12 protein-coding genes and 1 pseudogene are annotated in these 12,049 nt (G+C 66.1%); 4 read left to right on the top strand and 9 right to left on the bottom strand.

Going from position 1 to position 12,049, the window contains the following annotated elements; all coding sequences use genetic code 11:
• Positions 1-20: 20 nt before the first annotated feature.
• From AC5Y6Y_RS10735 to AC5Y6Y_RS10725, 3 genes are read left to right on the top strand one after another with little or no spacing between them, the layout of a single operon-like run.
• Positions 21-842, top strand: coding sequence for a hypothetical protein (locus AC5Y6Y_RS10735; RefSeq protein ID WP_499929988.1), 822 nt, complete (start codon positions 21-23; stop codon positions 840-842).
• On the top strand, positions 843-1,331 hold the full coding sequence (locus AC5Y6Y_RS10730; RefSeq protein ID WP_499929986.1) for a hypothetical protein: 489 nt from the start codon (positions 843-845) through the stop codon (positions 1,329-1,331). It begins immediately after the preceding gene.
• A 29-nt stretch (positions 1,332-1,360) separates the two neighbouring features.
• On the top strand, positions 1,361-2,836 hold the full coding sequence (locus tag AC5Y6Y_RS10725) for a 9-bladed beta-propeller domain-containing protein (protein ID WP_499929984.1): 1,476 nt from the start codon (positions 1,361-1,363) through the stop codon (positions 2,834-2,836).
• Between the two features lie 39 nt (positions 2,837-2,875).
• On the opposite strand, the gene AC5Y6Y_RS10720 is transcribed toward AC5Y6Y_RS10725, so the two are convergent.
• The 9 genes and pseudogenes from AC5Y6Y_RS10720 to AC5Y6Y_RS10680 form a co-directional block, all read right to left on the bottom strand.
• A complete protein-coding gene (locus AC5Y6Y_RS10720; RefSeq protein ID WP_499929982.1) occupies positions 2,876-3,649 on the bottom strand; it encodes an ESX secretion-associated protein EspG in 774 nt (257 codons plus the stop codon).
• 22 nt (positions 3,650-3,671) lie between these two features.
• Positions 3,672-5,057: a hypothetical protein gene (locus tag AC5Y6Y_RS10715; protein ID WP_499929980.1), complete on the bottom strand. Its 1,386-nt coding sequence runs from the start codon at positions 5,055-5,057 to the stop codon at positions 3,672-3,674.
• A gap of 37 nt (positions 5,058-5,094) precedes the next feature.
• Positions 5,095-5,457 (bottom strand): hypothetical protein, encoded by a 363-nt coding sequence (locus AC5Y6Y_RS10710; RefSeq protein ID WP_463826514.1) that lies wholly within the window; start codon positions 5,455-5,457, stop codon positions 5,095-5,097.
• Positions 5,458-5,694: 237 nt separating this feature from the next.
• Positions 5,695-6,102, bottom strand: coding sequence for a hypothetical protein (locus AC5Y6Y_RS10705; RefSeq protein ID WP_463826513.1), 408 nt, complete (start codon positions 6,100-6,102; stop codon positions 5,695-5,697).
• Positions 6,099-7,613 (bottom strand): hypothetical protein, encoded by a 1,515-nt coding sequence (locus AC5Y6Y_RS10700; RefSeq protein WP_499929978.1) that lies wholly within the window; start codon positions 7,611-7,613, stop codon positions 6,099-6,101. Before AC5Y6Y_RS10700 ends, AC5Y6Y_RS10705 begins: the two co-directional genes overlap by 4 nt.
• A 61-nt stretch (positions 7,614-7,674) precedes the next feature.
• On the bottom strand, positions 7,675-8,094 hold the full coding sequence (locus AC5Y6Y_RS10695) for a hypothetical protein (RefSeq protein WP_463826511.1): 420 nt from the start codon (positions 8,092-8,094) through the stop codon (positions 7,675-7,677).
• Complete coding sequence (locus AC5Y6Y_RS10690; RefSeq protein ID WP_499930082.1) at positions 8,091-10,643, bottom strand: alpha/beta hydrolase; 2,553 nt, start codon at positions 10,641-10,643, stop codon at positions 8,091-8,093. Before AC5Y6Y_RS10690 ends, AC5Y6Y_RS10695 begins: the two co-directional genes overlap by 4 nt.
• Entirely contained in the window at positions 10,586-11,110 is a 525-nt protein-coding gene (locus tag AC5Y6Y_RS10685; protein ID WP_499930081.1) for an SUKH-4 family immunity protein, read from the bottom strand. Before AC5Y6Y_RS10685 ends, AC5Y6Y_RS10690 begins: the two co-directional genes overlap by 58 nt.
• A gap of 172 nt (positions 11,111-11,282) precedes the next feature.
• Positions 11,283-11,564, bottom strand: a pseudogene (locus tag AC5Y6Y_RS10680) (toxin glutamine deamidase domain-containing protein); the annotation flags it as partial.
• Between AC5Y6Y_RS10680 and AC5Y6Y_RS10675 the strand changes: the two are divergent.
• The gene (locus tag AC5Y6Y_RS10675) at positions 11,524-11,673 is read left to right on the top strand and encodes a hypothetical protein (RefSeq protein ID WP_499930089.1); all 150 of its coding nucleotides are present in this window, start codon (positions 11,524-11,526) and stop codon (positions 11,671-11,673) included. The pseudogene AC5Y6Y_RS10680 and the gene AC5Y6Y_RS10675 overlap by 41 nt on opposite strands.
• Positions 11,674-12,049: the final 376 nt, after the last annotated feature.

Below are 12,049 nucleotides of genomic sequence, written 5' to 3'. Positions count from 1 at the left end.
CCGAGCGCTAGGGTGGACCGGTGATTTCGGGCGGCGCGGACGGCTCGGCGACGGGGGACCGGCGCCGCATCGAGGAAGCCGTCGCGCTGTTGCTGGGTGAGGCACCTGCGGGTTGGGCGCACTTACACCTCGAATTCGATTCGGCCACTTCGGCTGCCACGACTTCGCTGACGACAGGCGAAGGGACGTCGATACCGCTGCCGGTACCTGCCGGGGTGATAGCTGCGCTCAGCGACTATCACCGGCAGAGCGGGACCGCAGGGCGGTTGGTGATCGATTGCGACGCCGACGGGCGGTTGTCGGCGCGGACCGATCCGGTGGCGACCGCAGCCGGGTCACGGCGTTGGCCGCAGTGGGTGCTGGCGACGATCACGATCGGGTGTCTGGCCGCTGCCGCAGTGGTATTCGCGACGGGCTGGCGGTGGTCGGAGCCGCCGCGCCTGACTGCGCTGGGGGTGCCGCCGCCACCACGCGCGCAACAGGCCTTCGCGGTGGCAACGCAGTGGTATGAAGCCGAGAACAACGGGGATGTAGCGCGGATGCGCGAACTGGCGTGTGTGCACCCCGCGCAATCGGTGACGGACTGGATCAGCACGATCGGCTATTACGGTCAGGATCAGGGACTGGTCTTCACCGACGCGGTCACCAAGTTCCGTGATGACGGGGCGGCGGTATGGGTGCGCATCGCGGTGCGCATCCGTCCGGTCGACGACCGCACCAAGCGGGAAGTGGACGAGGCGCAGACGCACGGCGGTTTCCTCTACGAAGAATTGACCCTGGCCAGCGAAGGCGGCACCTTGAAGGTGTGCGACATTGCACTGCCGCCAAAGGCGGGGGGCTGAGTGTCGATCAACGGTAGGTCGCCGACGGGCAGGCCAGCGCGCCGGATCTCGTTGTGGCTGTGGGTGATTGCGGCCCTGGCGTCAACCGCGGTGTTGGTGATTGCGGTCGTCGGCCGAGACCGCGGCGACCACCCGACATTGCGGCCGAAGACGGTCAGCAACTCGATGACAGAAGCGCAGGCCTACCAGGCCGCCGACACCACGGTGCGGGCCTGGGTACGCGAGCGCAGCGCGCGTCATTTCGCCAATCTGCAGGCGCTGACCTGCCCGGACAGTGAGGGAACGGTCACCACCGAACTCAACGACGTCAAGACCAACCAGCCGCTCGGCAAGGAGATGCACGTCGTGGCCACCGGCGCATTCGGCCGCCACGGATCGCTGTGGACCCTGAGCACGCACTTCGACAATGACGTCAGTGTGCAGTTCGTGTTGGGCGTGCGGGACGGCGAGTTACTGGTCTGCCGGATCGCGTCGGCGCCGGTGCCATGATGAACGCTGCAGCGGAAGGAGAGTGACGCGTGTCGGGGTTACCCGCGGGTGGATTTCGGTGGGTGGAGCCGGACGAAGCGCCGCAAGCGCCGCTGCGGCGTTCTCGGCGGCGGTGGTGGCTCGGCGCGGTCTTCGTGGTCGTGCTCGCGACGGTGGCCGGCGTCGTGGCCGTAAAAGTCTGGGCGCCTTGGTCTCCCGACCGGCGTGCTGCCGATGCCCCACCTGCCGCCCCGCCGATCGGCACACCCAAAGACCTGCTGGTGTCGTTCCCCCTGAACCGCCAGCCGGTCCCCGGTTGGCAACTCACCGCGGCAGACATGGGACTGCCTCCCGGCGTCAAGCTGGGCAACCTTTTCACCCGCAACGGCACCAAGGCATACTTCGTGGCCCTGCAGGGCTGTGACAAGAAATGCCGGCATCCGACGGGCTGGATTTACGGGCTGGACGTCACCACCGGTGCCCGGCTCTTTCCGCCGGTGGCGCTGCCCGAATTCTTCGGGGACTGTTACGGCAACGGGCCGGCGGTGGCCGTCTGCACCAGCAGTGTCGTCCAGGGGACCGAGCAGTATGTCCCGCCTCCCGGCGCCTGGGTGATCGATCTCGAGCGTGGTGCGCTGACCTACAGCGGACCAAACACCCTCAACCCCAGGTTGGGCGGAGACACCCGGCTGGAGCCGGTGGGGTACAAGTACGGGCCTACCTACCTGCTGGCAGCCAAATACGGCGAAGGGCTGCACGGCGTCGGTCCGCACGCCGAGATGACCTGGTTCCTACCCGGCAGCGGAGAGGTCAGCTTCCCGGCCACCTGGGATCCGGACGTTCCGCCGCTCACCCTTGCCGTGCAGCCGCTGAAGGACGTCCACGACGAGCGCGGCAACCGGGTGTTCTCGATCGCCGACGGCAAAGACATAACACCCACCCCCCCGGCGGGCACCCGGCTCGAAGAGGTCGAGACCTACAACGGCGGGTTCGCCTATCAGTTCGATGCCGGCAAGGTGACCGGCACGCTCATGTATGACACCTCCGGGCGGATGGTCGGACGTCAGCAACCCCAGCGCAGCTACCCGCGGCGAAACGCGGCGATGCTCACCCTTGCCGTCGGTGGTACCTTCGAGATCTACGATGCCGCAGGCAAACTCGTCGCCACCATCCCGTCGCGGAATCTGCACGAGGACTTCACCGTGATCGGAACCAAGCTGTTCATCAGAACAGAAGACAGCGGCTACGGCGACCAGACAGCCTGGCAGCAGTGGGATCTGCTGACCGCTCAACCTGGACGCACCTGCACGATGCAGTTCGGATCCGGCTATGTCGGATCCGACGGTACCGTCGTCATTACCAGGCAGGATGCTTCGGAGGGAATCACATACGCGGCGATCGACACCACGACCTGCCAAACCCTGTGGGAGATTCCGGGCAAGATCTGGCTCTACAAGGTCGGTACCGGTCTGATCGAACACGACATCGACCGGGACGTCGTGATGTCGCTGCATGCGCCGAAGTGAGCCCACCTCAAACTGTTCTGTGTCCAACGGAAGGGCGCTTCAGGTACTGCGTGATTGTCGAAGCCTCGCTACGTCCTCAGCGATCATCGCATCGATGCGATCGGCGAGGTTATCCATTGTCATGGGCGTCAGGTAGTCGAAATCCGGCGCATAGATGTAGTCGCCATCGTCGCTGACGTTGACGCAGGAGACGGTGCTCTTGCTGCGATCAAATCCCCAATCGCGTGCCGGCTGCCAGTGACTCTGAATTCGCGCGAGCCGAAGCACGTGTGAACGGGCAATTGATACCCGTCCGCGCGTGATGTCGCGGGACATAATGACGGGGGCTTCGTCCTTGTCCGCCTTCGGTTCAGCCGGTGGCCGCACCAAGCCGGGAATCACGATCGCCGAATGCTTGCCCGGTTGGGTGAGCGCGAGCGAACCTGCGACGGCCGGGCCCAATTCGTAAGGTGCAACTGCAAACACGTCGACGCAGTGTTCCTCGTCATTCTGCGCAGCCACGAAGCCTGATTGGCCGCGACGATGCGCCATCATCCGTCCTCGTCGGGCGCCGACAATGCTCACGACGCACTCCACCCGAATGTCTGCGTTGATATACGAGGTGATCCACGGTGCGAAGTCTCGTAGGTCACCCCCCTCGAGACGTCCGGGGACGGCAGCCAGGTATGACTCGTACTCCTGGTAACTCCCGAAACGGGAGGGTTGCAGCACGACAAAGGGGTGCGGCAAAAAATCTCGGCCGAGCTTGTCGCTAATGGCTTGCAGGTCGACCAGCTCGAGGCGTCCTACCCGGCTCAGCGCCGCGCGCTTCATTTCGCCACTTGGGGTGGACCGGCTAGGACGATTTGGGTGGACTGGCGTCTTTGGATTCCCCGCCGACTACCGGCACCACAGCTTCAGCTTCCCCGATCACGTCTTGGCCGTGCTTCGTCAGCCGCAGGGCCTTATTCGCCTTGTGTGCCTTGTCTGCGCCCGATCCGCCTCGATGACCCGCCGCCGGAGCACCGGCACCTGGTGTACCTCCCGCGCCCACGCCCGCCCGAGACACCTGCGTTGCGGCGACGGGCTTGCTCGACGGCTGCAGTTGGGTGGGCCGCTGGCTCGCGGCCCCGTGCGCGACTCCGGCGCCCCCGCTGCGACCCCCTCCTGATCCTGACGTCTTGGCTCCGGTCAGACCCTTCGGGCCCAGACCCAGTACCCCTTCGGGCAAACCGAGCGAGCCCTTGTGGCCGCTGTTGTTCAGGGCCTGACCCAGGGCCTGATTGGCGGCATTGCCCGCCTGCCCGGCTGCGTTCTGAGCCTGTTGAGCTGCTCCGTTGGCGGCGTCTCCGACGCCCTTGGCCGCGTCGCCCAGTCCCTGCAGGGGGTTCGGTGAAGAATTCGGGCTGCTGAGCTTGTTTGCAACCGGGGTCACTCGGCTTGGTCCGGCGGGCCTCGGAATATTCGGTGTGCCCAAGCCGCCCGGACTCGGGCCGCCGAGTGGCGCACCGCTTGGCGTACCCGTACCCCCGGGCCCCCCGGGGGCGCCTACTCGAGGTGCGCCTGCCGACATGTCGGGATGACGTCGACTGATCCAATCGATCGGCGGATTGTAGAAGGAGTGAATTGTTTGCTGCGCCGCGCGGTCATAAGAAGCTGACAACAGTTCGTCTGCAGCCTGTTTCTCTGAAATATGCTCATATTGCGCCCGAATCCGGGTATCATTGTCTAATTGTGTCTTGTTGGAAATGAACCAATCCCGCGTTTCCTTGATATCGCGCGAGAACGTGTCCACCAGGGGGCTCATCCGTTCGGTCGCGTCTACCAGGGAATCTAGGTAGTTGAGAGAATTTCGAGCCAATTGAGACATCTGTGCTGCGGTCGCCCCTGATAAGCTTTGCTCCGCTGCGGCTATCGCTTGCTCAAAGGTTCCGCGTAACTGCGCGAGAGCAGAACTCACGTTAGACCAAATGAAGCGATGGCGAACCGCGATGTCCTCCGCGGCGTCCTTGATGCCGTTGTAGCCTTCAAGGAAAGTGTTGATGTGCTCTAGCGGCACGCCCTTAATCGTCCGACCCGCGAGTTGGGTGCTGTCTATATTGTTGAGGTCGTCATATAGAGTTTGCCCGATATACGAATTATGTAAATTCGGAGGCGGGTGATTCGGGTTTACGGGGCCGAGATCGCCGTGATAGCCGTCATCGTGCGGCGTCCAATCCAGAGCGGGAGGATCGCCCGTCACGCGTGCCTCACCGCCTCGCAGAACTGTTCACACAACATCAGGCTTCGTCGGTCTTGAGCAGTTGAGTAAAGGCCGCACTGGAGAAATCACGAAGCGCTGTCGCAAATCCCACGTACTCTGCCAAACGCTGGCGAATCGCATCCCCGGAATCATTGAGTTGACGTGCCGTGGCTTGCGCGGATTGGAAGCTGCCGACAACCCCCTCGTTTATTTTCAACCCGCTCAATGCGGCTACCTGTGCGTTGAGGTCCTCGACAACTCGACCGGTGCTGGCCAGCCAGCTATTCAATGCCGCTCTGTCGACCTCCAGAATGTTCTGCGGCACAGCTTGTTGCCATTGCCGTAGTTGCAGGGTCGGATCTCCCAGCGAGCCTGGCGCGGGCGGTTCGTCAACAGACATGGTTTTCCCCTCCGGTTCCGACGTCGTCCGTCAGCGGCAAATCACTATTCCCCATGCAACCCCGACGCCCCAGCATCACGATGCGGGCTACGCAGAGAAGGCTCCTCCAACGAGCCGCGATCACCTGTCAGAATAGGCCACGCCGAGCGCACTAATCCGCGAAATTTCTGCGGCGGGGCGGTGCCGGCATTCGTGTTCCCATGCCCGTCCCGGGGGAAGTTCTGATCAGCTCGCGGCCTACCCGCGGGTGTCAAAATTGCCATCAGCCGCCCGCCGCTGGTCGAACTGCGCGTCCTCGACAGTCCGCTGGCCCACCCGCATCGCGCACAACCGGCGGATCAAGCTGCTGAGCGCGAAATTCCACGCGACCACCCCGACGGTCACGGCGATCAGCGGATAGTAAAACGTCACGCCGCTGTTGAGGGCGGCCAGCACGACCCCCGCCGCGTACGCAGCGGCGAGCAGCAGCACCGGGACCACCTCGGCGGCCAGGTCGGTGACCCGGTACCACCGCGGGGGCGCGATCAGTCGCGGCCGAACTTCCACACCCAACCTGAAGAACCCCGTCACCGCGACGAAGAGCATTACTGCGGCGCCGACGACGAACAGGGCGATGGTGGCGATGGTGTCCGGAGTGCTGCTCATGCGGCAAGGCCGGCCAGGCTCAGTTGGTTCAGTGCGGAATCGAGGTCAGGGTCACCGAACTGGCTGAATACGGCAGCCAGATCGGCCCTTGTCACGGTGTGCGCGGTGGCCGCCGCGAGCAGCTGGTCGCACGCGTCCCGTACGCCCGGGCCGACGACTGTCATCATCGCCTCGACGGTTTCCCCCGGTGTCCAGATCGCCGGCAGTGGGTCGTCGAGTTCGTCGAAGGTGTTGGTCGATCCGCGCCACCAACGGCCCTGCTCCCACCAGAAGCAGAAGCTGAGCAGTCCGTTCTGATTGCGGGTGTTCAGCACCGAATCGTTGACCCAGGCGGGTGCGCCGCCGTACAGGTCCGGCAGCGGTTGTCCCTGCTGGTAGGCCGCCACCAGCAGCGGGGAGTTCCAGCGCCCGCCGGAGAGCACCGCCCGGTCACCGGGCAGCAGGTACAGGGTCGACCCGCTGCGGGCATCGGATTCGTACCAGGCCAAACCCGCCGCGATCCGCGGCCCCCACCGGGAGCGCGCACCGGTGTAGACCGCGGCCAGCACCGCCCACCGGGTCCACGTGACCGGTAGCGGTTCGACGTCGTCGGTTTCGACCGGCAGACGACCGGCTGCCTGATCGGCCGATGCCGCCGCGGACGCCTGCTGCGGAGTGCGGCCCTGCGCGGCCGGCCCGGCCAGGTAGCCGGCCAGCCACACCGGCAACCGGGGCCGGGGATAGGTGGCGATGTCGTCGCGATAGTGGTCCGCTGGCTGCAGTTGACCGTCGGGGAATGGTTGGTCGCCGTAGTCGTACTCGACGCGCAGCCGACCCTGGCTGGTGACGGACAACGTGAGTCGCCACCACGGCCCGGCCGACATCTGTGCGCTCACCTCACGTTGCGCGCGCACCAAATCCAGCACCGGACGTGGCACGGTGACGGGCTGCCACCCCCGGGGCGTATCGAATGCGCAATCGGCGGTTCCGCCGCGCACCGTCAGGGCGAATACCGCGATGAATTCCCGCCAGTCCGGGGGGCCGAGCGAGGCCAGCTCCCGGGCGATCGGATCGAGCATGCTCGAGGCTTGCCGGCCGATCTCCTCGTTGTGGGCGGCTTGGCTCTCTCGCGGCGGTGAGTCGTCGACCAGGGTGACACTGCGGGCCGCGGGTGCGCCCGACGGGTCGGCGGCGTTGACTGCTTCAGCGAACCCGGCCATGAACGCGGCGGGGTCCGCATTGGTGTGGGCGAGGGCGCGCTCCCGCTCGGCGAAGCGCTGCCGGGCGACCTGCGGCGGTGTGGCGGATGACGTCTGCTCGATGCGTCCGCTGTCCCCGATCAAGAACACCGCCCGCCCGACCGGCATGTGCAGAAAGCTCGTCGGATCGCTGGTGTCGACATGTACCGGTGCATACACCGACCAACCGGCCTCGAACCGTTCTGCCGTCAAACCGGTTGTCGGATAATCGATTCCCTCGCGACGCACGAACTCGGCGACCGCGGAGATGGCTTGGGCGGCGTCGATGGTCACCGCGCCACTCCTTCCGTGTCTAGGCACTGGGCGGGGATGCGATCCAAATTTCCGTACCCCGTCATTCGGAATCGCCGAACATCTGCCGGATGCCCGCGTGAGCGACCGGGTAGTACCTCTCGATCCGCGTCCTGATCCGGGTCAAGGATTCCTCCTCGGTGGGAAACCCGGTTCCCTCTGACTTGATCAGTGCGGCGAGTTCGGCCCGGTCCGCGAAACGGGTCAGATACTGCCATTCACCGGTTCGGTCGAACAGGCCGTAGACATCGTGCGCTGCGAGCAGCGCGATCATGCAGTTGATTTCACCGGATCTCTTGGAGTTGTAGATCTGTAGCTTGCGGTCGGCCGACCGGTAGAACGCGACGGAACCGAGTATGCCCCCCTCATCGACGCTGTCGTCGAACCCGGCCAGCTCAAAACCCAACTCCGCCAGCACGGGCCCCACAATGAGCTGGACATGCTGCAGAAATCCTTCGGTCATTTGTCACGGCTTTCTACGAGAACCCACGAGTCGCCGACTTGTTTGTAGCCGTACCTCGACGCGTGAGTTTGCAGGAACTCAATCTCCTTGGCCGAGAACGAGTCCGGACGAAGCAGCTGGACATCTTCCACCGACGAAAAGTGCCGGTAGTCGACCAGGTAGTCGATGCGGGCCACCCCGTTCTCCAGCTGTGTCCTCAGGAATTGTTCGTTCACTCGCCAGCCCAGTTCGTTGGCGTCCGGTCGGCTCAGCCCTCGCTCGATGTTCTGCCACGCCTCCGGTCCGGTGTCGTAGAAGATCCCGCCGTCGTGCCGGGCGGCGCCGATGTAACCACCGTCGTAGCCGTCGTACTTGCCTAGCACCACCCGGTCCGCGTCGCCGACGCGGTGGGTGGAGAGCTCCGCCATGTGTCGCACCAGGTCCGACGTGAGATTCCCGCTGGCGAACGCGTGATTGAGATCAGCGGCCAGCTGCGCCGCCTGCGGCGGGTAGCTGACGGGATCGCCGATCGCCATGACGCCGGTCGGATGGTGCGGGGCCGGCGGTTCCGAGGGGTGTCCCGCCACGTCTCCGACGGCGGTCGCGGCTTCCAGTCCCCGGCCCCGGTTGTCCAGGGGTGCGACCGGGTTTCCGTTGTGGTCGAGATATCCGACGGCGGTGCTGTCGACCGCGGCCTCACCCCAGTACGGAGGCCACCCGGACCGCTCGAAGTGGTCACCGAAGCGTTCGTAGAGGTGCACCGTGCCGCCCTCGTTGACCGCGACGTAGGCGTGACCACCCATCTCGGGTCCACCCGCCCACCGCGAGGCGAGGATCGCCGCCGACCCGTCGCCGAGGCGCAGCAGCGCGTCGTGCACGTCGGCGTAGCCCGCGAAGTGCGACTCAGAATCCCAGGCCGCGAACAGATCTCGTGCGGGTACCCCGGTTGGGCCCGGTTCGGTCCGCAGCACGACATCGCGGCCATAGCGGTCAGCCAAGAGACCGGCGACGTGGTGCGCGCAACTCGCGTCGCCGCCGGGATGTTCGGGCAGCGAATGCCACCGCGGATCCCAGATCCGCCGGGCCGACTCGGCCGGGTCGGCGTGGTGTTCCAGCGCCCGCATCTCCGCCGGTTCGGCGGTACGCCACCGGCCGGGAGCCGACGAGTCCACTTCGAACCGCTGCAATTCACGGTGGACCTGGTCGAACAGACCGGCGCCGATGCGGCCGAAGTTGGCCAACGACTCAGTTCGGGTAGTGGCGTGCTGCGAATCGAAGCTGTAGTACGCCGAGTGGGTTGCAGTATTGCGGTCCGGTCCCCGGATCTGATCCATGTAGCGCGGAAACTCCGCGGTAATCCGGTGCGCCCCGAAGGCATGCATCGCAGGATCAAGACCCAGGCCGCGACCGAAGGCGCGACCGGATGTTTCCGGCAGGCGCGCGCCCAGCCCGTCGAGCGAGCGCGCACCCAGCATGGTGATGGGGTCGCGAGACGAGGACGCGACGAAAACCCTATCGCCAAGCCCGTATTCGGACACGTGACGCACCGGGCCGGCCCCCGGCGACCCGGCCAGGGTGATGCTGCGGGCGTGGCTGCTCAGCTCGCCGCCGTGCCCGGCGAAGCTGGTGGTGGTCGAACCGTAGGAATGGCCGAAGACGTCGTTGGTGGAGAAGTGGCTGCCGTCGGCTGCCAATGCATCGCGCGCGGCGTTGAACGCGGTCAGGTCGCCGCGCAGGATATCGCCACCGGCACGGGCCAGTTTGGGGTGCGCGACATCCCACAAGCCCTTGAATCCCTGCGGTGCGTCGTAACCGATCCACGCGATCGAGGCCACCCGGGCCTGCTCGTTCACCGCCCGCACCGATTCGAAATGGTGCATCGCGTTGGACAGATTGGTGCCGATCTTGTCGATCGTGGTGGAGAAACCGGGCACATGCCAGGACACCGCATCGGCGCGGTGCGGATCGTGACCGACGCTGACCACCATCCGGCCGTCGCCGCCGAACTCGTGCGGGTCGAACGCGAGGATGTGCACTTCCGCGCCGAGTTCGGCGGCTTTGCCCCGTGTCTCGTCCAGAGCTCGGCGAATCTCGTTGTAACGCTCGAGTTCTCGCTTCTCGGGACGGCTGAGGTGCTCGCCCGCGTCTTTGCGGGACTGCAGCTCATCGTGCAGCTGGGACAGCCGGTGATCGTTGGCTTCGGTACGCGCCCACGGGGGGATGCCCTCGGCGTTGCCGATTTCCCGGGAGTAAGCGTCGATCAGCGCGCGTTGTTCTTCGCCGCTCAGCTCGCGCCACCACGCGGCATTATCCCGGGCGCGCTGCTCACCAAAGGGCTTGTCGGACAGGTGATGTCGGATCTCACTCGGATGGACCGGCGGAATCCGCTTCCACAGCGCCTCATTCGCGATCCGCTCGGCGTCGGGATGCGAGGCGACGTCGCGCCCGCGGTCACCGGGATCGACATCGTGGTGGTGCGCGTCGTCGGGATGCGTCGTGGCCGACGGGTCGGTCAGAACTCCATCGTGCTCTCCTCCGGCCAGACCCCCTTGCGCTGGCGGCTCACCCATTGCGCGTGCGACGCCGCCACGCTCGACAGGTGGTCCGGGGGCTCGTTCAGGAACGTGCGCTTGTTGACGGTCACCGGGTGTTTCTGCGTGGGCTGCGGGGGATCGGTCAGGGACACGGCCGCCATCTGGTAGGTGATGGTCTCCGGGTCCTCCCGTGTGCGCCGGATCGTGATCCGCCACTGGTGGGGGTAGATCTGGTTGCCGATCGTGCGGCCGTTGCGTTTCGCCTCCGTGTAGTTCTCCGCGATCCAGTCCGGCGCCAGACTCGACTGCACCGTCACGATCCCGGTCTCCGCGTCGATCACCAGGTTCGCGAGGCCCAGTCCCATCCCCGCCTCGGCTTCCTCGGGCGTCAGGATCGCCTGACAGACCCAGCCCATCTCGAACGGCCACACCTGATAGGTGCGTCCCGGCTGCACCCGCGCCAGGTAGGCCAGCGCTTGTTCCTTGGTGTCCAGTTGCACCATGTTGGCCTCCTTGCGGTGCGGGTGGGGGACCGAAGTGATCGGGCCGCAGTGGCGTGGACCATAGCGAGGCGGACCGGTCAGTCATCCGCGTAGGCGGATGGTCCGAGGTCGAGCCGTGTTGGGGATCCCACCACACCGGACCCTGGGCGTCGCGCGGATACACCACGACGGTCGCGTGCGACCCTGATATCACCGGCTTGCCGTGGGCGTCGTAGATCGGGACGCCGTTGGCGTCGCGCGCGTGCCACTCGTTGACGACCAGCGCCGATGCGCCGGGGCCCATCTTCTTGATCTGCTCGTGCAGTGCGGCGAACTGATCGCGAATCGGGAGCTTCGAGTCGGCCGGATGCAGTCCGTCGCCGAGCCACGCCTTGGCGCGGGCCGTCCCGCCCGCTTCGCCGCTCTGGTTGTCGATGAGCCCGTTGGGCAGTGTGTCCGGATACCGGGGTGCGGACACCGTCGGGTGCCCGTGGAACGACGCCAGCGCCGACAACGCGCAGTCCAGGCAGTTGTTCGCGCGCCCCGGCACACCCGGTCCGCCGTCGTTGACCAGGTCGCCGTAGCGATTGCTGCGCGGGTCGGCCCATATTTCGTGCCCCTGCCGGCCGGGGACTGCCAGCGCGTGCTCGACCGCCGCCTGATGTCCGGGGTGCTCTACCGGAGCGAGTCGCCGCGGCCCGTAGACCCGCTTATCGGCATGGTTGGTGAAGCCGGCGGGGTCCATCGGTCCCGGTCCGGGCGGTGGCGGGTCGTCACCACCGTGCGGCTCGTCGACGTCGGGACGTCGCGCCGGTGGTTCCGTCAGCGGATCGGGGTGTCCGCCGGTGCGTCCTGGCCCACTGCCGTGGGAGGTGTAGGCCGCTGTCGACCTGGCCGCGGGGTGCGCGCCGTCGGGCAGCACCGCGGAACTGACGGCGGCAGGCATCGGAGCCTGGTCGG

The organism is Mycobacterium sp. NGS24 (genome assembly GCF_059813065.1).
The sequence above is the reverse complement of the archived record's forward strand: the minus strand, read 5'-3'. Positions and strand labels throughout refer to the sequence as shown.

Coding starts and splice junctions, on each gene's coding strand:
- AC5Y6Y_RS10720 (WP_499929982.1), bottom strand. CDS start 3,649: ATGAAGCGCGCGGCGCTGAGCCGGGTAGGACGCCTCGAGCTGGTCGAC.
- AC5Y6Y_RS10710 (WP_463826514.1), bottom strand. CDS start 5,457: ATGTCTGTTGACGAACCGCCCGCGCCAGGCTCGCTGGGAGATCCGACC.
- AC5Y6Y_RS10705 (WP_463826513.1), bottom strand. CDS start 6,102: ATGAGCAGCACTCCGGACACCATCGCCACCATCGCCCTGTTCGTCGTC.
- AC5Y6Y_RS10695 (WP_463826511.1), bottom strand. CDS start 8,094: ATGACCGAAGGATTTCTGCAGCATGTCCAGCTCATTGTGGGGCCCGTG.
- AC5Y6Y_RS10690 (WP_499930082.1), bottom strand. CDS start 10,643: ATGGGTGAGCCGCCAGCGCAAGGGGGTCTGGCCGGAGGAGAGCACGAT.
- AC5Y6Y_RS10685 (WP_499930081.1), bottom strand. CDS start 11,110: ATGGTGCAACTGGACACCAAGGAACAAGCGCTGGCCTACCTGGCGCGG.
- AC5Y6Y_RS10675 (WP_499930089.1), top strand. CDS start 11,524: ATGAGCCCGTTGGGCAGTGTGTCCGGATACCGGGGTGCGGACACCGTC.